The 22600-nt window shown below is 41.5% G+C and carries 24 protein-coding genes and 2 pseudogenes; 4 read left to right on the plus strand and 22 right to left on the minus strand.

The features are described 5' to 3' along the window. Window positions 1–101: 101 nt before the first annotated feature. The 15 genes and pseudogenes from K6969_RS07875 to trpX form a co-directional block, all read right to left on the minus strand. Complete coding sequence (locus K6969_RS07875) at window positions 102–1454, minus strand: IS66-like element short variant transposase (RefSeq protein WP_172088589.1); 1353 nt, start codon at window positions 1452–1454, stop codon at window positions 102–104. Beyond that, entirely contained in the window at window positions 1408–1614 is a 207-nt protein-coding gene (locus K6969_RS07880; RefSeq protein ID WP_029178852.1) for a transposase, read from the minus strand. The genes K6969_RS07875 and K6969_RS07880 overlap by 47 nt, the downstream gene beginning before the upstream one ends. A gap of 50 nt (window positions 1615–1664) precedes the next feature. Next, a complete protein-coding gene (tnpB, locus tag K6969_RS07885; protein WP_029188189.1) occupies window positions 1665–2015 on the minus strand; it encodes an IS66 family insertion sequence element accessory protein TnpB in 351 nt (116 codons plus the stop codon). Next, entirely contained in the window at window positions 1996–2181 is a 186-nt protein-coding gene (locus tag K6969_RS07890; protein WP_029188188.1) for a hypothetical protein, read from the minus strand. Before K6969_RS07890 ends, tnpB begins: the two co-directional genes overlap by 20 nt. A 93-nt stretch (window positions 2182–2274) precedes the next feature. Next, entirely contained in the window at window positions 2275–2652 is a 378-nt protein-coding gene (locus tag K6969_RS07895) for a hypothetical protein (protein ID WP_321537382.1), read from the minus strand. Between the two features lie 10 nt (window positions 2653–2662). Then, window positions 2663–2785 carry a hypothetical protein gene (locus K6969_RS07900; protein ID WP_372339834.1) on the minus strand — a complete coding sequence of 41 codons (123 nt, stop codon included), beginning with the start codon at window positions 2783–2785 and terminating at the stop codon, window positions 2663–2665. 226 nt (window positions 2786–3011) lie between these two features. Further along, window positions 3012–3551: pseudogene (locus tag K6969_RS07905) on the minus strand (protease); the annotation flags it as partial. Window positions 3552–3616: 65 nt separating this feature from the next. Then, window positions 3617–4393 carry an alpha/beta hydrolase gene (locus K6969_RS07910; protein WP_024398753.1) on the minus strand — a complete coding sequence of 259 codons (777 nt, stop codon included), beginning with the start codon at window positions 4391–4393 and terminating at the stop codon, window positions 3617–3619. Between the two features lie 60 nt (window positions 4394–4453). Then, a complete protein-coding gene (locus tag K6969_RS07915; protein ID WP_171943008.1) occupies window positions 4454–6115 on the minus strand; it encodes a ribonuclease J in 1662 nt (553 codons plus the stop codon). A 328-nt stretch (window positions 6116–6443) separates the two neighbouring features. After that, window positions 6444–6848, minus strand: a complete 405-nt coding sequence (locus K6969_RS07920; protein ID WP_029173719.1) for a hypothetical protein — start codon at window positions 6846–6848, stop codon at window positions 6444–6446. A 5-nt stretch (window positions 6849–6853) separates the two neighbouring features. After that, window positions 6854–7339, minus strand: coding sequence for a prolyl-tRNA synthetase associated domain-containing protein (locus K6969_RS07925; RefSeq protein ID WP_029173720.1), 486 nt, complete (start codon window positions 7337–7339; stop codon window positions 6854–6856). Between the two features lie 119 nt (window positions 7340–7458). Next, entirely contained in the window at window positions 7459–8349 is an 891-nt protein-coding gene (locus K6969_RS07930) for a glycosyltransferase family 2 protein (protein WP_029173721.1), read from the minus strand. Window positions 8350–8580: 231 nt separating this feature from the next. Then, window positions 8581–9339 (minus strand): ABC transporter ATP-binding protein, encoded by a 759-nt coding sequence (locus tag K6969_RS07935; protein ID WP_029174484.1) that lies wholly within the window; start codon window positions 9337–9339, stop codon window positions 8581–8583. Then, window positions 9336–10202 carry an ABC transporter permease gene (locus tag K6969_RS07940; protein ID WP_029174555.1) on the minus strand — a complete coding sequence of 289 codons (867 nt, stop codon included), beginning with the start codon at window positions 10200–10202 and terminating at the stop codon, window positions 9336–9338. Before K6969_RS07940 ends, K6969_RS07935 begins: the two co-directional genes overlap by 4 nt. Before the next feature lie 22 nt (window positions 10203–10224). Continuing rightward, a complete protein-coding gene (gene trpX / locus K6969_RS07945) occupies window positions 10225–11223 on the minus strand; it encodes a tryptophan ABC transporter substrate-binding protein (RefSeq protein ID WP_032512282.1) in 999 nt (332 codons plus the stop codon). A gap of 743 nt (window positions 11224–11966) precedes the next feature. Here trpX and K6969_RS07950 point away from each other — a divergent pair. After that, window positions 11967–13625 carry an NFACT family protein gene (locus K6969_RS07950; protein ID WP_029944162.1) on the plus strand — a complete coding sequence of 553 codons (1659 nt, stop codon included), beginning with the start codon at window positions 11967–11969 and terminating at the stop codon, window positions 13623–13625. 25 nt (window positions 13626–13650) lie between these two features. On the opposite strand, the gene budA is transcribed toward K6969_RS07950, so the two are convergent. Genes budA through K6969_RS07965 form a run of 3 tightly spaced genes read right to left on the minus strand, consistent with a single transcriptional unit; the run spans window position 13651 to window position 16756 of the window. Continuing rightward, the gene (budA, locus tag K6969_RS07955) at window positions 13651–14367 is read right to left on the minus strand and encodes an acetolactate decarboxylase (RefSeq protein ID WP_029178776.1); all 717 of its coding nucleotides are present in this window, start codon (window positions 14365–14367) and stop codon (window positions 13651–13653) included. Between the two features lie 3 nt (window positions 14368–14370). After that, a complete protein-coding gene (locus K6969_RS07960; protein WP_029944161.1) occupies window positions 14371–15600 on the minus strand; it encodes a tetratricopeptide repeat protein in 1230 nt (409 codons plus the stop codon). Next, window positions 15590–16756 carry an AI-2E family transporter gene (locus tag K6969_RS07965; protein WP_171943009.1) on the minus strand — a complete coding sequence of 389 codons (1167 nt, stop codon included), beginning with the start codon at window positions 16754–16756 and terminating at the stop codon, window positions 15590–15592. The genes K6969_RS07960 and K6969_RS07965 overlap by 11 nt, the downstream gene beginning before the upstream one ends. Window positions 16757–16892: 136 nt before the next feature. Between K6969_RS07965 and K6969_RS07970 the strand changes: the two genes are divergently transcribed. Next, entirely contained in the window at window positions 16893–17897 is a 1005-nt protein-coding gene (locus tag K6969_RS07970) for a lactonase family protein (protein WP_029944160.1), read from the plus strand. 63 nt (window positions 17898–17960) lie between these two features. Next, entirely contained in the window at window positions 17961–18146 is a 186-nt protein-coding gene (locus K6969_RS07975) for a hypothetical protein (protein WP_171943010.1), read from the plus strand. 44 nt (window positions 18147–18190) lie between these two features. Here K6969_RS07975 and K6969_RS07980 read toward each other — a convergent pair whose 3' ends face one another. Further along, window positions 18191–18820: an HAD family hydrolase gene (locus tag K6969_RS07980; protein ID WP_171943011.1), complete on the minus strand. Its 630-nt coding sequence runs from the start codon at window positions 18818–18820 to the stop codon at window positions 18191–18193. A gap of 507 nt (window positions 18821–19327) precedes the next feature. Beyond that, window positions 19328–20635 (minus strand): surface-displayed alpha-enolase, encoded by a 1308-nt coding sequence (eno, locus tag K6969_RS07985; protein WP_029174090.1) that lies wholly within the window; start codon window positions 20633–20635, stop codon window positions 19328–19330. A 149-nt stretch (window positions 20636–20784) separates the two neighbouring features. Here eno and K6969_RS07990 point away from each other — a divergent pair, with 149 nt between their 5' ends. Continuing rightward, window positions 20785–21237 carry a DUF1694 domain-containing protein gene (locus tag K6969_RS07990; protein WP_029174091.1) on the plus strand — a complete coding sequence of 151 codons (453 nt, stop codon included), beginning with the start codon at window positions 20785–20787 and terminating at the stop codon, window positions 21235–21237. Between the two features lie 6 nt (window positions 21238–21243). Here K6969_RS07990 and K6969_RS07995 read toward each other — a convergent pair whose 3' ends face one another. After that, window positions 21244–21474 carry a hypothetical protein gene (locus K6969_RS07995; protein ID WP_029174092.1) on the minus strand — a complete coding sequence of 77 codons (231 nt, stop codon included), beginning with the start codon at window positions 21472–21474 and terminating at the stop codon, window positions 21244–21246. Further along, a pseudogene (locus K6969_RS08000) lies at window positions 21465–22591 on the minus strand (glycerate kinase). Before K6969_RS08000 ends, K6969_RS07995 begins: the two are co-directional and overlap by 10 nt. Between the last annotated feature and the right edge of the window lie 9 nt (window positions 22592–22600).

Raw genomic sequence — 22600 nt, forward strand, 5'->3', positions numbered from 1 at the left:
CTTCTTTTTTCTTTTGCGATTATTATACCTTCAATCGTAAGCGCCCAATAACAAGGTATATTGAAAAGGCTCCAAAGTCCTGTCGACTCTGGAACCTTTTTCTATTTACAAGCTCTCTTAATATTTTTATCCCATGGCAAATAGGCTTCTAAAACCTCCTTTTTTGCGAGCGACTCCTCATTAGGTAAGTGTTCTAGAAGATAGGTCATATATTTTTCTGCATCAAGTCCGTGTCGCTTAGCTGTTTCTAAAAGACTCAAAATGACAGCTATCGACTTGGCTCCCTCAAAGCTCTGAGAAAAAAGCCAATTTTTTCTGCCCATCACCAAGGTCTTCATAGCCCTCTCAGCCATATTGTTGGACAGGACTAGGTCACCGTCCGAGAGAACGGCTCGGAAGGTGGTTTCGTATTTGAGGCTATACTCTATTGCAGTACCCAATTTGGAAGCTGGCAAGACAGCCTGTTCACGGCACCAATCAAAGAACTCGTCCATCAAGGGAGTTAACTCTGTCTGCCGTTTATGTAGCCGTTCCTCAGTAGACAGGTCAGCCCAGTCACTCTCCAAGGCAAACAGGCGGTCGCAATAGGCTAATCCCTTGGCTCCTAAAGAAGTATTATCTGTCTTCTTAGGAGTCGCCTCAAAAAATTTTCGTCTAACATGAGCCCAACAGCCAACGAGCTGAGCCTTGTCTAATTGACGATAAGCACTCCACATGTCACAATGAACGTAGCCCGCATAGTCCCCAAGAAACTCCTCCACAACTAAGCCGCTCCGTCGTTTGTCATGATGATAGAGGGTAATTCCATTTTTCTCATGTTTCCCAGACAAGAAAGTCCAGTAGTAGGTCAACTGGCTATCATTTTCTAAGACCTTGTAGGAAGTCTCATCCGCATGAAGAATAGGCTGCTCCAACAATTTCTCGTGCAACAGGTTATAAATCGGCTCGAAATAATACTGACTAGACTTGATGTGCCAGTTGGCTATTTCCTTCCGACTGATGGGCAGGCCAAGTTTATGCCAGTCCTCTTCCTGACGGTAATTGGGTACCTTCAGATTGAATTTCTGGTGAATGGTGTGAGCGATGATAGAGGCTGAACCCAAGCTGTGTGCCAAAGGTGCCTTAGGAACAGGAGCCTTGATAATCTTATCGCTTAGATTCTTCTGACTACATGCCTGACACTTGTATGCGTGTTGAACATGGTCAATCCGCTTTAATTGTGCAGGAATGAAGACCAACTCTTGTCGTTGAACAGTTGAGCCAATCTCTTTCAGCTGACCATGACAGTCTGGACAAGTGCAGTCTTCGCCCTGCAATTCGTGATGCACAATCTCTGGAGTGAACTGGCTGAAAATAGCCTGACGAACTCCCTTAGCTTTCTTGCGTTTATAGGTGATGGTCTCCGTTTCAACTGGGTAAGTCAGCTTCTTCTTCAGGGAGACTTTCCTCCCCAAACAAGCTCAGCTGACCTGGTTGATATACGACCTTCTCTGATGATTTTCCGTAGAGTTTCTGTCTCAGATAGTCAACCTGTTCTCGAAGGAGAGTGAGTTCATTAGCCATCATCTCTATCGTTTTTGACTGTGTTTCAATAATTTTTTCTAGTGATGACATAACCAATCTCCTTCTTTTTATCTCATTATACACAAAGAAAAGCCATGATTTCAATAGAAATCACGACTTTTTGAAACATTTATTTTTGGAATGATAGAAAATCCTTTCATGAGCCAGTCGACTTGCTCGGAAGTTAGAGCCTTGACCTCTTCTTCATTGTTTGGCCAGGTCAATTTCCCATTTTCAAAACGTTTATACAATAACCAAAATCCCTGTCCATCCCAATAAAGAGCTTTGAACCGGTCTTTTCGACCTCCGCAGAAGAGATAGACCTGACCGGAGAAGGGATCCAGGTTGAACTGACTTTTGATAAGATAGGCCAGGGAATCAATTCCCTGACGCATATCTGTTTTTCCACAGACCAAGTAAACTTGACCTAAATCACTGAGTTGGATGGTCATAGAACAGTACCTTATCTAAGATTGTTTCTAGTGTTTCTTGATTGATAGTGTGAAAGACTGTGAGCTCCACTTTTCCGAGACGAATTTTCATCATAATATCGTTTCTGCCTCGCTTCTCAAAGCGGCGAGATTGGGGAACAGTCAATGGAATGATGGGGTGTGACATAATAAATCCTCCAGTTTTGTTTTTCTAACAGTATACTGGAGGAGGGAGTGGGTGGATAGATACCTTGTTATTGGGCGGTTACCAATATACCTGTTATTGGGCGCTTACCTTCAATCCACTAAGCAATTCCTTATTCTGCCAAAGTAGATAAAGACCACCGCCGATAATAATCAGCATAATGACAAACTTGATCAATCCCTTAACAAAGCGGATGACCAACATCAATATCATAGATACAATCAGCCAGCCCCAAGCCGAAGAATTGAGCAAGGTCTGCATACTCTCCAAGCTCGCCCCTGTCCAGGCCTTGATAGGTTCTGGAATTTTATCAAACCAGCTGCTATTTATACCGATTTGTTCCATAATGGAATGACTGGTCGATTGTAACCAAGCAAAAATTCCTGCATTATAGAGAAAGAGCAGAGCTTGCTCTGTGTAACGTTTTATTGTGTTTGTAATTGTTCGAAACATATTTTCCCTTCTATTCCGAATACAAGGCCACTAGGGCATCAATATCCGCCTGCTGAATACCATGATTAGAACCGGCCGATTCCATAACAGAAGCCTGACTGTCTTCATGGTCAAGTCCAATGGCATGCCCCAATTCATGTTCAGCTATGGGAGTGGGAAAGAACTCGACCAGTCTAGAAAGAGTTCGTCAACAAGTCTTTATTTCTAGTTGTTGAGCTGAAACAGTCTATTCCCAGACTGTTTCACTCCCACCCCCGCATAGCTCCAACAGTCCACTGGACTGTTAAACCCAATCAACCACTGCGCTGAGATGTTGACACGAACTCTGAGAAGCGAGGCTGGACTTTCTGCTCAGCCTCATCATAACCATATTGGTCGTTTAATAAATAAAAACTATTCAGACGCACCGTTACCGAGCTATAATAATTGGTTAATAAGTTAGTCGTTGAATTTGCCTCGCCTGCTACCTGGGTATTTCCATCATTCATCTCAGTAGCAATAATATCAGCCTGATTTGGATCACTTGTCATCACAAAAGTGAAGGCCCCTGTCGCATTCCAATTTGCAATGGCTGTTTCATAGGCAGCTACAAATGTTGGATTCTGGGTTTCAATGTAAACAGTCGCAGTATTGCTTTCCCATCGACCATGATCAGCTGTATTGACTGTATCAGTCGTCAGGTGCTTAATGGTATTAACACCTTCTTCAATCGTCACCTCAGACTGTCCTTTGACCATCAATTGCACTTCTTGAGCTAGAGTTTGTAACATCTGAGGCGCTGCTTCCTGTTGAAAATAGAATAATAGACCTAGACCACAAGCCAATAACACCATTGATAACCAAATCAGACCCAAAAATGTCCGCCAAATCCACCGCAGAATATTTCCAATAAGTTTCATAGACTATACCTCTTTCTAGAAATAGGTTTTAGTATAGCCATAATTTCTGAAACTTTTCTTAAAAACTAGGACAGTCTTTCTTCCAATTTGAAATCAATTGGCAACCAAGCCAATACTTTCTCAATCTGCTGATTCCAGTAGTACCACTCATGTTTACCAGGTCCGAAACTCGCCTCTATATCAAATCCCAGCTCTTTCAACTCCCCAACTGCCTTTTGATGCCCTTCAAAGAGAAAATCTTCCTCACCACACCAGGCATAAAATTTGGTCTTTTTATCGGATTGTTTAGCAATTTCTAACAAATTATTTGGATTCTGTTTATCAGAAATATCACCAAATACTCCTCGCCAATACGAAAGGCTTCCCAATTCTGCTGTCGCTGGATTTTCAAAATCAAAATACAATGCGCCTGAAAGCGAAGCTGCGTGTGAAAAACGATTGGTTATCATGGCAATCTTGAAGGTCCCATAACCACCCATAGACAAACCAGCGATAAAATTCTTCTCCCGCTTGTCAGACATATTTGGGAAAAATCGTTTGAGAATTTGAGGCAACTCTACTGCAATGGCATCGAAGTAATTCATACCGTAAGTGGTATTGGTATACCAGCCTTTATCTGTATTGACCATAACCACGATAAGATTGGTATAACGAACCAATCGTTCCACTGTAGAACGATTCAGCCAGGAATCCTGATTGCCTCCCATACCGTGCAAAAGATATAGGACAGGAATATCGTTGTCATCAGGATTTTCCACACGATTGCGATCTGGATATAAAACCGTAACCTGTCTAGACATATCTAGAGCTTCTGAGTGGTATTCAATTTTCATTATTGCCATAAATCTTCTCCTTATGGTAAAGAGCCTGAGTTGCCTTCGGCTCTTTGCATTTATAAAACTCTATTTCACTTCCATAATCACCGGCAAAATAGCTGGGCGACGTTTGGTTTGATCAAAGAGGAATTTAGCTAGGTCATCGCGAACAGCACTCTTGAGTTCTGTCCAATCAAAACTATCCTTGGTGAAGTAATTTTCCACCGTTGCGTTAACCAAATCTGATGCCTCACGCAAAATGTCCTTGCTCTTTTTCACGTAGACAAAACCACGGGTATTGACCTTGGCCTTGGAAATGATTTTCTTCTCACGGCGGTTGACAGTGATTGCCACGATAAAGATACCGTCTTCTGAGAGAATTTTACGGTCACGAAGGACAATATTTCCAACATCTCCCATGGCATTTCCGTCAATCATGACATCGCCAGCAGGAACCGCTCCGCTATGGACAAAATCCCCCTCTTCAAAAGCCATGACATCCCCACGCTTAACGATGATAATGTTTTCTGGATACATACCGATTTCAAGCGCAGCCTTAGCGTGAGCATCCAATTGACGATACTCCCCTTGAACTGGGAAAAGATATTTAGGCTTCATGATGTTGAGCATGAGCTGCAAATCACGCGCATTGCCGTGACCAGATACACGCAGTTTTTTTGTAATGGATTTGACCGTTCCACCAGCCTTGTAAATCAAGTTTTCTACACGAGCAACAACCGCTTCTTTTGAAATACTTGGAGTGGTAACAATATAAACTAGATCACCTTCTTTGATTTCAACGTAGCGATGTCTACCGATAGACATTTTACGCAATCCATTTAACGGCTCGCCCATACGACCAGTTTCTAGAATAATCAATTCATGGTCTTCATACTTGTTCATATCCTTTGGTTTTACCAACAAGCGTTCGCTGACCAAACGAAGTTTTTTCAATTGAATCGCTGTTCGGACAATGTTTTCCACATCATGTCCTGTCAACACGACACGACGACCAGTTGCTTCTGCTGCATCAAAAATCTGTTGAATACGTACAATATTGCTGGCAACTGCTGCCACAATAACACGCCCGTCACAGTCAGCAATCGTATTGAGAATTTCCTCCCCAGCCTCATGCATGCTAGCTACTTGAACATTGCTATCTGCATTTGCTGAGTCTGACAAGAGGGCCAACACACCTTCTTTACCGATTTCAGCCAATCGCCCAAAATCCGTACGATAAAACTTATCTGCCGCCTGGTCAAACTTAAAGTCACCTGTGTAGACAATATTTCCTTCATCCGTCTTAACGACAATTCCTAAACTCTCTGGAATAGAGTGAGTCGTCTGAAAGAAAGATGCCACTGAATCCCCGAAATCAATTTCCGTTTCAGCATTGATAACATTGAAATCATTAAATTTCTTAGTAGCATTATTCCCCTTGACAAGTAGCTTAGCCAATTCGATCGTCAAGTGCGAACCAAATACTGGCACTTTCACTTTCTCCAAGAGATAAGGAAGCGCTCCGATAGCATCTGCATGCCCGTGAGATAAAAAGACCCCTGCTACACGATGCTTATTTTCTTCCAAATAATCGAAATTTGGGACGACTACATCCACACCTAACTGTTCATTCTCAGGATACTTTGCCCCCGCATCCAAAACAAAAATGTGTTCATTCACTTCGGCAATGTAGAGATTTTTTCCATTTTCACGTACACCTCCGAGAGCCATGATTTTTATGCTACTCATTTTTTCTCCTTTTTGGACATCCCACAGGTGTCCATTTTATTTTTCTTACCAACGGTCCTTGGGATGCCCAAGTCGAATTACAGTCTGCTATTTATCGTCATTTAGTTTTTCTTTTATTACTTCGACGTACGAGGAAACTTCGTTTCCCTATTTCCAACTTCAAACACTCCACAGGAGTATTTGAACTCGCCTTGCCTAGCCTGCGGCTCGTTGCCTAGTACTAAAAGTAAACTAAAAGACTATATTTTAGCTATCGCTTCTATTATACATTTTTTCAAGAAAATTTACAAAAAACTCCGCTGAAAATCAACGAAGTTCTACATATACATTAGTAACCATGTCCCTTATGTTCCCACTTACCACCAACATTCCGCACTAAAATCCATTTCCAATCCGTATGGGTACTATTAGGCTCTAAGGTGGGCTCTGCCCCCTCAGCTGCTACCTTAAAAGACGAAGTTAGGATAATAGCTTCCTCTGCACCATAGTGCTCCGCCCACTCATCAAATTCCTTTTCATTATCACCACTGTAACCGATAGTCAGCAATTTACAACTGTTTAAATGGTGATCAAAGTAATCTTGAACTACAAGAATAGCCGCCTCAATCTCTTTTTCCGTATACAATTCTGACTGTTCCATCGGTTCAATCTCTGCCTGATAAGCTGCTCCTGTCCGACATCCTACCAAAAAAAGACAACACAACAGACTACAAATAGCTAAACATTTTCTCATCTTTGTTACCTCAAGTCAACAATCGTTGCTGAAAAGCCAATCTCTTCTACAAAACGCAAAACATCTTCTGTCTTTACAAAAATCGTTTTCGTATTAACATTGGGGTGGAAGGTTAGAATGGATTCAGAAAGGATTTCTTTATCAAAAAAGACTTGAATATCCTTATCAACATTATGTAACAAGCCAAAAACAGATACCACTCCCGCAGGCAAGTGCATTTTTTCCATCAAGCTATCACTCGAGGCCATCCGAATGCGGTTGGCTCCAACCAAATCACGAAACTGGTCCATATCCAGCTGCTTCTGGTCATCCATGATCAGTAAATAAAATGCAGTCTTTTTCTTATTAGTCAGAAACATGGACTTAGTCCGTACTCCTTCTACCCCTTCAATGTAACGGTCTGCTTCCTCAGTTGTCCGAGCTGGTGGATGCTCTACAATGGTGTAGTCCATTCCCAAGTCAGCTAAGCTTTCAAAAACCAATTTATCCATGACAGCACCTCTAATGCTCTTTTGATATATTATACTACTTTTTAAAGGAGGGTTCAAAAATAATAGTAGCATAGCGGAAGTGTCTCGATACTCCTTCTATGCTACTGTCACAAAAATTCTCATTCATCACTGGTTAAAAAATCCAGATGCCCACTCTCTATGCGTTCCAATTCATTTTCTAGACTAGCAACTTCCGTCATTTCACCAATATCTAGGCAAAGTTGAATATGGTTTCTTAAATGATGACGGTAAAGTGAAATAGATTTTTGAATAGGGTATCCTATCTCATTCATCTTAACTATCCGTTCTTTTAGAAACTCTAAATGAACATTATGCTCCAGTTTAAAGTTCTGTGAAATACTTGATGGGTTGGAACGATAAACATACAAAGGCTGATTTAAATAACAAGCATGCTGTGTTTTCATAAACAATTTCCATGAAATTGCCGCATCCTCATAACATTGACCAACAGGGAAACGAATATCTGCAAAAAGTTCTTTTTTATATAATTTTCCCCAAGCTGTCCAAAACATCAATCGAAGCGCTAAAACTTGATTATCCTGACGTTCTAATAGTTCTTCTGGAGATAGCAACTCAAACTTAAATGACCCATAATCGTAGAAGATAAAGTTCACATCGTCAAATCTACAGAAAGCTCCTATGCTTATTTCAGCATGAGACAATTTCAATCCATGATACATCATCTCAATAGATGCTTCAAATAAAAAATCATCAGAGTCAATAAAGGTTACATACTCTCCTGTTGCATGTTCTAAACCTGTATTACGAGCTGCCGATAAGCCACCATTTTCTTGTTGGATATAGATAAAACGTGGATCTCCATCTGTAAGCGACTTAGCTTTTACAATACTGTTATCAGGACTACCATCGTCTACTATTATGACTTCTAAATTTTTATAAGTCTGACTTTGAATAGAGCGAATACATTGTTCTATATATCCTTCAACATTATAAACTGGTACAATAACGGAAATCAGCGGTGTATTCATCTTAGTCAATATCCTTTGTGTATTTTATATCTCATCATTTTGATAGAACTTAATCTATTATATATATATATATATGAGTTTAGTCAAGAAAAAACTACTGTTTATCCTTCAGAGCAGTAAAAAAAGAGGTAAAAACCTCTTTTATATAGCAGTATTTCACATTAACGGATTAGAATAGAGACTTTGGACAAAATCGCTATAGCTGTTGTTAACACAGAATGAATCCGTCATCTAATCAAACAACTTATAATAATCTTCCAGTTTCATCTTGGATTTTTCTTCAGCCATTTGGTCCTGAATAATCTGACCATTTTTCATGACAATCAAGCGATTACCGTGACACAGAGCATCTTCCATCTGGTGAGTGACCATGAGGGCCGTCATTCCCTTGGTCGCAATCAATTCGTCCGTTAATTGCATCAAGGATTGGCTGGTCTTAGGGTCAAGGGCTGCAGTATGCTCATCCAAGAGTAAAAGTTCAGGCTGTTTTAAACTCGCCATTAGCAAACTCAGTGCCTGACGTTGACCACCTGATAAAAGTCCTGCTGGCGTATCCAGATGTTTTTCCAGACCATTTCCCACTCTCGGCAAAAGCTGGGCAAATTCTTCCGTCTGTTGGGCCAATCTGCGTGGCACTAAGCCCCGCCCCTCACCACGATACTTGGCGATGAGCATATTTTCTGCCACTGTCATCCGCGGAGCAGTTCCCATTTTAGGATCTTGGAAAACACGCGCCAGATACTTAGCACGTTTTTCTGCAGGCCAATTGGTTACATCCTCACCAAGAATATGGACAGAACCACTAGTCAAGGGTAGGGTTCCAGCAATGACATTAAAGAGAGTTGACTTCCCAGCCCCATTTCCACCCAAAATGGTAATAAAATCACCCTGGTAAATGGTCAGATTGACATTGTCCAAAATCACACGTTCTTCATCAAAACCGTTTGTCACCACCTTGGTGGCATTTTTTAATTCAACAATTGCTTTCATCGTGACAGACTGGCTCCTTTCAGAAGTTTATTTTTCAACTCAGGAACCATGAGGCAAGTTGCCAGAATCATGGCCGAGAAGATACGGAGGTAGCTGGTATTGATACCGAGGGAAATGACCACCAAAATTAAGAACTGATAGAAAATCGCTCCGACAACAATGGCCAAGAATCGTTCTAACATAGTAAGGTTACCATAAATTACCTCACCGATAATCAGACTAGCCATACCGACCACAATGACACCAATACCACGCGACACATCCGCATAGCCTTCTTGTTGTGCAATCAAGGCACCTGCAAGAGCGATGATCCCATTTGAAAGAACAAGACCTAGCAACTCCATTCGACTTGTATTGATACCAAAACTGCGAGCCATATCTGGATTATCCCCTGTTGCAATAAAGGCTTGTCCAAGGCGAGTATAGAGGAAGAACATCAAGGCACCAATCACCACCGCTAGACTACCTAGACCTAGCAAGAGACCATTAATTTGCTCAGAAAAAGGAAGGAAATCTTGTAAACGTTTGGTATTCAGTAAGCCTAGATTTGCCCTACCCATGATAAATAAAATGACAGAGTGACAGGAAGACATGACCAAGATACCAGCTAGGAGAGTGGGAATTTTCCCCTTGGTATAAAGCAAGCCTGTGATAAAGCCCGCCAAACAGCCAACAAGAACTGCTGCTAGAGTAGCCAAGATAGGATGAACTCCTTGCGTCAATAAGGTAACAGCAACCGCTCCTCCAAGCGGGAAAGAGCCCTCTGTCGTCATATCAGGAAAATTCAGAATCCGAAAGGTAACGAATATTCCCAAACCTAGTACAGCCCATAAAAGAGCCTGTGAAACTGTTGATACAATCATATTTTTCCTTTTCTTTTATCTCTTATTCGATAACCTTGCTTGCTTTACTAATCACATCATCTGACAAGGTAATTCCTAATTCTTTAGCAACTTTTTGGTTGACAACAACGGTACCCTCGTTAAAGATTTGTACAGGTGTATCCGCTGGATTGGCACCATCAAGAATTTTCGCAGCCATCTTACCAGTTGCCACACCCAAGTCATACTGGCTAAGGGTAACAGATGCGATACCTCCACCTTCTACCATATCTTCTACGCTGGTGAAAATCGGAGTTTTGGTTTTATTTACCACAGATACGACAGTTGAAAATGCTGAGGCAACTGTGTTGTCTACTGGTGTAAAGAGAACATCTGCTTTACTACTTGCGACCTCTACTGTCGCTGCAATTTCATTACTAGAAGCAACTGCATATTCAAGAACAGTATAGCCAGCCTCTTCTGCTGCTGCCTTAAATTCCGCTACTTGAATTTTTGAATTGTCTTCGTTTGAAGAATAGAGGACACCGATAGTTTTAGCATCTGGTGTGATTTCTTTAATGAGAGAAACTGCGTCTGCTACTGGTGTTTGGTCTGATACCCCTGTAATATTTCCACCAGGATTTTTCAAGTCAGTTACCAAGTTAGCACCAACAGGATCTGTCACAGCCCCCATGATAATGGGTAATTCTGTGGTTGCATTGGCAAGACCTTGTGCAGCAGGTGTTGCGATACCAATCAATAATTCATTGCCATTGTCCACCAATTTTTTACTCATGGTTTGAACTTGGGATTGATCACCCTCAGCATTCATAAAATCAATTTCTAAATTATCCGTTGTGGTATAACCACCTTCTTTAAGACCTGCCTTGATTCCCTTATAAATCTCATCTAATGAATCATGTGTCACAAATTGCAGAACTCCAATTTTGACTTTCTCTGTGCTATTGGATGAATTGCTCTGTTCTTTTTGCGTCAAAAACAGGGCAGCAACTACCATAACAGTAAGGGCAACAATTGTAGCTAGTAAGTTTTTATTTTTCAACATATTTCATTCTCCTTTTAAAAATGCACAATATCCAATTTCTACGTCATCAATATATTATCCCACCATCGCCATCGTTTCATCATGATTACCTCTTAATTTCTATCATTGTCAAAGTAGAATATAATGATCGGTATCTCATTTTTTCAATTGAACGACAATCTACAAAGACAAGGAAAAAGCCCCCGCATACTGAAAAACAGTATACGAGGGCGTCAATGACACGGTGCCACCTCAATTATGGGAATTGTCTAGAATCCTCCCATATCTCATCTCCTCTAACAAGGAGTTGCACTGTAAGGTGTGCGGACCGAACTACCATTGTTTTAAGTTCATTTGCATGATTGATTTGGCTGTGTACTTTGTTAGCTCTCCTTGCTATACCGCTAGTATAAGCTACGTCGACCTGCCTCGTACTCAACCAAAACAGTCTACGCAAAGTATGCTATATCAAACAATCATTTGTGCACCTAAGTCTGAAGACAGACAATTCTGCACATCAGCCCATTTCATAAAACTCCGCCACCTGTTCTCAGCACCACAGGCTCCCTGAAGACTTCTGCTTTACTACTTCTTCTGATTACAGACGATTATACGGTATCAAAATCACTTTGTCAAGACTTTTAATTAAATTTTCTGAAAACTTTTTACCAATTTTTTATTGGCTTTAGACCAAGTCTCATCTAAATTCTCTAAAATATGATATACTAGACTGAGTTATAGCTATTAGAAAGAGGAAAACCATGTCTTTTGACGGATTTTTTTTACATCACATGACGGCTGAGTTAAGGGCCAATTTAGAAGGTGGGCGGATTCAGAAAATCAACCAGCCCTTTGAACAGGAAATTGTTCTGAACATCCGTAGCAACCGTCAGAGCCATAAATTGCTCCTGTCCGCCCATTCGGTTTTCGGTCGAGTTCAGCTGACCCAATCGGACTTTACCAATCCCAAGGTACCCAATACCTTTACCATGATTCTGCGGAAATACTTGCAGGGAGCTATTATCGAGGAGATTCGTCAGTTGGACAATGACCGCATCTTAGAATTTTCGGTGTCCAACAAGGACGAGATTGGCGACCATATCCAAGCTACCTTGATTGTGGAAATCATGGGCAAGCACAGCAATATCATCTTGGTGGATAAGTCTGAGCAGAAGATTATTGAGGCTATCAAGCACGTTGGTTTCTCGCAAAATTCCTACCGAACCATCTTGCCAGGTTCCACCTACATTCGTCCACCGGAGACGCATTCTCTCAATCCTTATACGGTATCTGACGAGAAATTGTTTGAAATCTTATCGACTCAGGAACTGAGTCCGAAAAATCTCCAACAGGTCTTTCAAGGTTTGGGTCGGGATACAGCTTCTGAACTGGCTAGTCACTTGCAGACGGACCGCCTGAAGAACTTCCGTGCCTTTTTTGACCAGGCTACACAGCCTAGCCTAACGGACAAATCCTATGCTGCTCTGCCATTTACCAATAGCCCTGAAAACCAGCCACACTTTGAGAGCCTGAGCAGTCTGCTGGACTTCTACTATCAGGACAAGGCGGAGCGGGACCGGGTGGCCCAGCAGGCCAATGAGCTGATCAAGCGAGTGGCCAGTGAGCTAGAGAAAAATCGCAAGAAACTGGTCAAGCAGGAGCAGGAATTGGCGGATACGGAGACGGCGGAGTTGGTGCGACAAAAGGGCGAGCTCTTGACCACCTATCTGCATCAAGTGCCAAATGACCAGGCTAGTGTGACCTTAGACAACTACTATACGGGCCAGGAACTGGAGATTGAGTTGGACGTGGCTCTTACTCCTAGCCAGAATGCCCAACGTTATTTCAAAAAGTACCAGAAACTCAAGGAGGCGGTCAAACACCTGACCAACTTGATTGAGGAGACCAAGGCAACCATTGTCTATCTGGAGTCCGTTGACACCATGCTGGGACAGGCTAGTCTGGCAGAAATCGATGAAATCCGTGAGGAATTGATTGAAACAGGCTACCTCAAGCGCCGCCACCGTGAGAAAATCCATAAGCGCCAGAAACCTGAACGTTACTTGGCGACGGACGGGAAGACTATTATTCTGGTCGGGAAAAATAACCTGCAAAATGATGAGTTGACCTTCAAAATGGCCAAAAAAGGCGAACTTTGGTTCCATGCCAAAGACATCCCAGGCAGTCATGTGGTCATCACAGACAACTTGGACCCAAGCGATGAGGTCAAGACCGATGCTGCCGAGTTGGCTGCCTACTTCTCCAAGGCTAGACATTCTAACTTGGTCCAAGTCGACATGATTGAAGCCAAAAAACTCCATAAACCAACAGGTGGCAAGCCAGGTTTTGTGACCTACCGCGGTCAGAAGACCCTCCGTGTCACCCCAACTGAAGACAAAATAAAATCCATGAAAATCTAGTTCATGGATTTTTCTGTATTGAAACCTACTCCGCCTTATCAATATCTTCTCTAACTTCCTTAGCGTTGAACTTAGCAAAAAGATACTGGCGGTCTTGGACTGGGAAGCGTTGATCCAGTTGATCGACTGGTCCCACTTCCACCATTCCTTCTGAGATAACATAATCCATGACATGCCCGCCAAATGTCAAATCATCCGAAATAAAATGCAAATGATAGCCAGCCACACTGACACCATGGAAAATCTCTGGCGTCCAAATACCAACAATGGTACCTGAAATATTCTCAGCGATATACTCAGGCTGGCGACTTGCCACCTCCGCAAAACGAACATCAGAAGCCGATTTTGGAATCATGCGCACGTGCATATGCGAAAACGTCCCTTTGATTTTGATAGAACGAAAAAGATTTTCGCCATCATAATAGGATTCAATCCGCTGGTGCAATTCATCGCTAGTCATTTCAAAGCGTTGTTTGAAAATCACTTCTGCCTCATGGAAAATGACCGCCGCATAGGGAACTTTCATATCAGCTGGAACTTCAACCACTTCTGGTTTCTCCCCTGCTCCCTTGGCCTGATAAGCCTTTCCATCCAAAACAATCAGCTCGCCATCAATGGAATCCAGAGTTCCCAAACCCAAATCACCATGTTCCAACAATTCGCCAACCATCAAGGAGCCGCCATACAGTCCAGCCATTAAGGCACCTAAAGTATTGTATTGAAATAATCGATTTACTTGCATAACCTACTCTTCATTCAAAAATTCTTGCATGGCTAAATCGTCTGGCACCAATTGGATATAACGACTAGCTTGCTCTTTTGCCTCATCCAAACGACCAAGTTGACGTAAAACCGCTACGTAATCAGCCAAAAATTCAGGATTCTCAGCCAATTCTCCAGCCAATTCATCGTAAAGCTCAATAGCTTCATCATCTCTTTCTAGAGCTTGATAAGCCTTGGCCACATTCCAGCGAGCTAGAACGTTATCGACCTCTTCATCAAATAAAGCTACAACCTCTTCAAATCGCTCTTGCTCAAGATACAGATTGGACAAGCGCAGAGCTAGTTCGTTACTATCATCTGCCACCTCTTTTGCCCGTAGAAGATAATCTTCTGCCCCCGCCTCGTCATGCAATTCATAGGCATATCGGGATGCTTGAAGCAAAAGATTGGCATCAAAGTCATTTTTTGCCAGGCCTTTTTGAGTCATAGCCAAGGCATCATCAATCTTATGCTCGGCATGAAGCGACTGAGCATAGGCATATTCATAGCCCTCAAAATCAGGATTGATGGTATCCAACTGCTTGAAATAGAGATTGGCCTTTTGGTATTCTTCTCGTTCAAATAGCAGAGCTGCCAATTCAAAGACCGTCTGATCATCGTATTCCAACTCAACAGCTTTTTCCAAAAATTCAATCGCCGCTTCAAATTTCCCCAAACTTGCATAGGCAATACCAATTCGCTGATAGGTAGAAACTCCCGTTAATTCGTAGATTTCACGATTATCCAGCTGGGCATAGTAGGAAATAGCCTCATTAAAAAGCTCCAGTTCCATATCCAATTCTGCTAAGCCAAAGAGGATGATGGGGTCATCTGATAAGTGACTTGCTTCTAACAATTTTTCACGCGCCACATCCGACAAGCCTTCTGCCTGATACAAGTCCGCCTTGACCAACAAGGTTTCTACATAGGCAGGACTGTCTTCCGAAATTTCCTCCAAATAAGCAAAAGCTTCTTCGACCATGCCGTCTTCAAATGCTATTTGGGCAAGATTGATCAGTACTTCGGGAAATTCTTCTTTGACCTGTTCATAGATTTGTCTAGCCTGTGGGAAAAAACCAATGCCTTCTAAGTAGGCTGCCAAGGACAAAAGTGTTTCGCTATCATCTTGCACCAAGGCGCGCTTGAAATACTTATCTGCCTTGTCTAAATCCTGTTGGTCCAAACAAACCAACATTTTTTCACTATTGTTCATTCACAACCTCATTTTCTTCATCTTCATACAAACTACTGTGTGCCTTGTACCATTCAAATGCCGCTTTCACTAAAACCTTAATAGAGGCATATATTGGAATTCCCAGAAGAACTCCTAGGACACCATACATCTGACCAGCTGTCAATAATACAAATAAAATGGTAATCGGATGAATACTTAGGGAGCTTCCGATAATCAATGGTGTCACAAAACGACCTTCTATAGTCTGCTCAATCATAAAGACTACTAAAACCTTTATCAGCATGATTGGACCAGCAATCAATCCTAAAATAACAGCTGGAATCATGGCCAAGAAAGAACCCAAATACGGAATTAGATTGAGGAAACCAGCCATCACCCCCAAAGTTATTGGATAGCTAAGACCAATGATTGAGAACATCACTGAGAACATCAGGGCAACAATAATCGCAACGGTCACCTGACCACGAACATAGTTTGATAATTGCCCATTCACATCTGATAGTACTGTTCCAATCGGTTCTCTCCACTTGGTTGGTAGATATTGGGTGATGTGTTTATTCAAATACTGACCATCCCGTAACAGATAAAAGAGAATAAAAGGCATAATCAGAACAGCAACAATAATCTGTGAAGCGGTTGAAATCAAATTACTTGCCCAGTTCACAGCACTTGTTGAAAATTTTTGCGCATAAGCAACTGCTTGATCATTGACCTTATTTAACAATTCCAATGCAGTAGGACGAAATTGTTCAAATCTTTGGTCCTGCAATAAGCTCGTCACTTGCCCTTCGATTTTTTGGATATTTGCTGGCAGGTTTTGCGCAAAAGATGTCACTTGCTCTTGAATACTCGGAATTGCCACCGCCAGTCCCCAGATAACGAGAAGACTGATTAAAACAAAGAGAATGGAAATACCAACTGTACGAGAAATTTTATGCTTTTCCATCCAGTCAACCATCGGATTTAATAGGTAATACAAAAGACCTGTTAAAATCATCGGTAACAATACAATTTCTAAAAAGCTTCCTATCGGTCTGAATAAAAAACTAATTTTACTAAAAATAAATATGGTCAAAAAAGTCAGCAAGGTTACCAATAAAAATGTCACCGCTTGGCTATTTAAAAACAAGCGGAAAAACCAAGTCAGACTAAATTTTTGATGCTTATCTTCCATCTAATACACTCCTAGTCTTTTTTTTCTATTGTAACATGGAGAAAGGATTTTTGTAAAAATCAACTACAGAATTTATACGACTTTCTCAGAAAAACATGGTATAATTTTATCAATCATTTCCAAAAAGGAGAATCCTATGGCTATCTATTTCGGTACCTACACAAAACGTGAATCAAAAGGAATTTATAAAGCAAATTTTGACTCTGAAACAGGACAACTTAGCAATCTAGAATTGGTCACTGAAGAACCTAACCCTACCTACCTTGCCTTTGATAAGGCCGGACATCTATACTCCGTCGGCGCTGAAAATGGTCTAGGAGGTATCGCTGCCTTTAATGCTGACTATACTCTACTCAACCATGTTGTATCAGAGGGCGCACCACTTTGCTATGTCGCTGTAGATGAAACAAGAGATTTAGTTTATGGCTCCAATTACCACAAAGGACAACTACTTGTTTATAAACGTTTGGCGGATGGTTCGCTAGAATTAGCTGATGTCGCTCAACACGAAGGATCTGGGCCGCACGAAAATCAAGCTTCCGCCCACGTTCACTTTTCTGATTTGACGCCCGATAAATTTTTAGTAACCTGTGATTTAGGATGTGATCAAGTGGTAACCTATAAGGTATCTGACCAAGGAAAAGTAGAGAAAATCGCAACCTATCAGGCTGCGCCAGGAAGTGGTCCACGTCACATTGTCTTCCATCCTGTCGCAAAAATCGCCTATCTCATCTGTGAACTCAATTCAACTATTGAGGTGCTTATCTATGACGGCTGGGGACAATTTGAACACCTACAAACCGTCTCTACTCTCCCAGAAGACCATACTGGTTTCAACGGTACTGCCGCTATTCGCATCACAAAGGATGGTAAATTTATTTATGGCTCCAACCGCGGAAACGACTCTATCGCAGTCTACAAAACGCTTGCTGATGCCAGCTTAGAATTAGTTGAAATCGTCCCAACAAATGGAAAAACTCCTCGCGATTTCACGCTTAGTCCTGATGAAAAGCATTTGATTGTTGTCCATCAAGATTCTGACAATGCAACTGTATTTGAGAGAGATGCCGAAAATGGCTGTTTGACTGAGCTTTCACACAATTTCTATGTTCCTGAAGCAGTTTGCGTTACATTTTTATAAGTCGTTTCAGTTGTGAAATCCGTACAGTTTTGGTTTAATAGTTTCATAGGAGGTGTTTTCACCATGAATCCAGTAGATCTTTTTAACCAAGTAAAAGAATTGATTGCAAACAAAGACTTTGATGGTGCAAAACAATTTATCGAAGAAAACAAGGACCAATTTGGTGAATACTTGAAACAAGCAAAAGGCTTGTTATCAGGTTCTGAAGGTGTTAACGGTCTTTTAGATAAAGTTAAAGGCTTGTTCTAATACATGTAAAAACTAGGTTGAGAATGTTCAGTCTAGTTTTTTGTTTATTCAAAAATATTTGTTATCTCTTGCAATGAAGGAATTACCCAATCACTCTTCAATTTTTCATTTTCACTGGCATGCATTCCAAAACCTGTCAGTATCCGTACAGTCCACATTCCCAAAGATTTAGCAGGCAGAATATCATTATCATACCTATCCCCGACATAGACAACTCTATCTGCAGGGATGTTTGCTTTTTGCAAGGCAAGTGTGAAAATAGTTGTATCTGGTTTAGATAGCCCAACCTCTTCAGAGAGGATGATGAGTTGAAAATAAGACTCAATTCCCCACTCTTTAAGCAGATCTCTAACACTACTAGACTGATTGGCAATAATCCCCAATCGATAGTTTTGTGATAACTTCTCTAGAGCATCTATTGTTTCAGGATACAGGCTCACACCCTCATTTGTCCATAAAGGACGTGGCTCGGTCGGTGCAAAATAGTGCCAGGTCGCACGAATTGGGTCCAGCGACTTATGAGCATACTCAACCATTTTCTTTTTATAAGAATCTGATGAAACCTCTATATCCAGAGACTCTAACTTCTTCACACACTTGTCTATATAATAACCATAAGCAGCCTCTTCATCTAAAAGCGTCGAACCCAAATCAAAAAATATCCACTCTATCATCCCACTCTCCATCTCTTTTCAACATGAGAATACTTAAGTTGATCTACCTTTTTAGAATATCATTTTATCAATATCAAGGCAAAGAAAATTCCCTAGGAAAACCTAGAGAGTTTTACTGATCCCTCGCTATGCTAGCTCAGGGATAAAACAGTCTCCCAGACATTGAAAACAAGTCCGAAAATCTTCGGACTTGTTTTTACTATAACCCTCGTTATTCTAACTCGGGGATAAATTAGTACACTGTACTACGAAAAACAAGTCTGGAAATTTCCAGACTTGTTCTTATTATAACCTTCGCTATTCTAGCTCAGGGATAAAACAGTCTCCCAGACATTGAAAACAAGTCCGAAAATTTTCGGACTTGTTCTTACTATAACCCTCGTTATTCTAACTCGGGGATAAATTAGTACACTGTACTACGAAAAACAAGTCTGGAAATTTCCAGACTTGTTTTTATTATAACCTTCGCTATTCTAGCTCAGGGATAAAACAGTCTCCCAGACTGTTTTATTTTTTCAAGTTGTAGAATGAGTTCAAGCCTTTGTAGACTGCAACTTCACCAAGTTGATCTTCGATACGAAGCAATTGGTTGTATTTAGCGATACGGTCTGTACGTGACAATGAACCTGTCTTGATTTGGCCAGCGTTAGTTGCAACTGCGATGTCAGCGATTGTTGAATCTTCAGTTTCACCTGAACGGTGTGATACAACGGCAGTGTAGCCAGCTTCTTTAGCCATTTCGATAGCTTCAAATGTTTCAGTAAGAGTACCGATTTGGTTAACTTTGATAAGGATTGAGTTAGCAGCACCTTCTTTGATACCACGTGCAAGGTAGTCAGTGTTTGTTACGAAGAAGTCATCACCAACCAATTGAACGCGTTTGCCAAGACGCTCAGTAAGAGCTTTCCAGCCATCCCAGTCGTTTTCATCCATACCATCTTCGATAGTGATGATTGGGTATTTGTTAACCAATTCTTCAAGGTAGTCAATTTGTTCTGCAGAAGTACGAACAGCAGCGCCTTCGCCTTCGAATTTAGTGTAGTCGTAAACTTTACGCTCTTTGTCGTAGAACTCAGATGACGCACAGTCGAAACCGATCATGATGCCGTTTTCGCCAGCTTCGTAACCAGCAGCTTCGATAGCTTCGATGATTGTTTCAACACCGTCTTCAGTTCCTTCGAACTTAGGAGCGAATCCACCTTCGTCACCAACAGCTGTTACCAAACCACGAGTTTTCAAGATTTTCTTCAAAGCGTGGAATACTTCAGCACCCCAACGAAGACCTTCTTTGAATGAAGGAGCGCCAACTGGCAAGATCATGAATTCTTGGAAAGCGATTGGAGCGTCTGAGTGAGAACCACCGTTGATGATGTTCATCATTGGAGTTGGCAATACTTTAGTGTTGAATCCACCAAGGTAAGTGTAAAGTGGCACTTCAAGGTAGTCAGCAGCAGCACGCGCAACAGCGATAGAAACACCGAGGATTGCGTTTGCACCCAATTTACCTTTGTTAGGAGTACCGTCAAGAGCAATCATAGCGCGGTCGATAGCTTGTTGATCACGAACGTCAAAACCGATGATAGCGTCAGCAATCACGTTATTTACGTTGTCAACAGCTTTTTGAGTACCAAGACCAAGGTAACGAGATTTGTCACCGTCGCGAAGCTCAACTGCTTCGTGCTCACCAGTAGAAGCTCCTGAAGGAACCATACCACGTCCGAAAGCACCTGATTCAGTATAAACTTCAACTTCAAGTGTAGGGTTACCGCGTGAGTCAAGGACTTCGCGAGCGTAAACATCAGTAATAATTGACATTATATTACTCTCCTTTGAGTTTAAAATAGTTACATAGCTATCATACCCTAAAAGAAGGGATTTTTCAAGAAAAAACAGGTTATTTTACTGAAAGAAATAATGTAAACGCCTTCCTTTTCAAAGTTAACTGAGTATGTTATACTGAAACTATGAACGATTTAAATACTACCATACTACAGAAAGCCTCTAGCGAAACACGATTGAATCCAGACGAACAGCGTCTATACATGGGAACCTATCGCGAACGGGTTGTCCTGCTCGTTTCCTTTGACGATTTGAGTAGTGAAGTCGTCGGAAATAAGTTCGATACAATTTGCCAAAAACTAGCAAACAGCTACTCTCCTCTATTCCTCAAACTCTCGCCAGCCCTGTCTGACAAGCAACAAATTTCACTACTAAAAATTGCTCAGAACTTCGGCATTACTACCGCTATCATCGATGAAAAAATAGGGCAATCTCCCTACGCACTTGTCTTTCACACAAATCACGCTGTGGATAATGAAGAAGTTAGCTTAGAATCCATATTTCCAAATCTTATCTCAAAACCAGAAGAAAAAAAGGAAGATGCAAAACCTTCCTTCTGGAAAAAATTATTTGGTTAGACTTATTTATCGATAAAGCAGTATAAATATTAAAGTAAAAATAATACAGGTTAGACAAAGGATTCCTAGCAATCTGCCTCTTTCATTTTTTTCATTGAAAAAGAACATTGCTCCATTTGCCTTTATTACATTCGTTTCCGTTCCTCTTTCTTTTTTGGAAAGTCTCCTAACGAATATTAGCTTTGCAAGACAAATAAAAATAAATAAGATAATAGCCATAGATTTCACTAATTCCATCTTTGTTGGCCTCCTAACTGAAGAATTCTTGCCACCTGCTCTGCCGTGCGGACCAGGTTTTTTCTGCTTTTTGAAGCGTGTCCTCCAAACTTTCAACGCTTGCAATTATCGGAAAAGCGGCGCAGATATTTTCAAAAGGAAACTCGGGAAGATCGTCTTTGAGGCTACCACAAATTGCAATGATGGGAATCCCCGTCGGCGTCCGTCTAGCTACTCCTATCGGAGTCTTCCCTGATAAGCTTTGGGCATCCATCCGCCCTTCTCCGACCACAACCAGATTCGCTTTGGCGACGCGATGATCAAAGTCCAACTGATCCAAGACAAAGTCGATGCCTTTTTGAATGCGAGCACCAGCAAATTGGACTAAACCTGCTGCCATACCTCCTCCAGCACCCGCTCCTGCTAAATCGAGTAGCATTGGATTAACCAATTTATAAAAGGACTCCATTTTCTTGTCTACTAGTTCAAATTCGGCAGAGGCAAGACCTTTCTGACCTGCAAAAACAAATGTAGCTCCCGCTGGTCCGCAAAGCGGATTATCCACATCCGTTACCAAATCAATCCTGACCTGAGATAGATCTACCAACATATCCTCTGTGGAAAAGCTGACAATCTCCCCGATATGAGCTCCGATTGCCTCTACTTCTTTTCCCTCTCGATTATAAAATTTCACTCCTAAACCTGCCGCCATTCCGATACCACCATCATGACTGGCAGAGCCACCTACTCCTATAAATATGCGTTTAACACCATTTTGAACGAGCTCCACAATCAGCTCTCCAACCCCTTGTGTCTTAATAAAGAGAGGACTCCTTCTTTCATGCGGGATACTTGCCAGCCCTACAATTTCAGCCATTTCAAAAACCGCAAGATCATCTTTAACCGCATAGGAAACCTTGATTTTATCTCCAAATGGACCTGTCACCCAAGTCTGGGTTCCATCCAAGGATAAGGCCTGCATTAGACTCTCAACTGTCCCTTCGCCACCATCTCCTAGGGGAATTAAGTCATACCCTGCTTGTGGGTAAACCTTAGAAAATCCTTTTTTAATCGCTTCAGCAACCTTTGTAGCTGAAAGAGACTCTTTAAATGAATCCGGAGCAATGAGAATATGCATGATACTAAC

The sequence above is a fragment of the Streptococcus suis genome (genome assembly GCF_019856455.1).
GTDB lineage: Bacteria > Bacillota > Bacilli > Lactobacillales > Streptococcaceae > Streptococcus > Streptococcus suis_AE.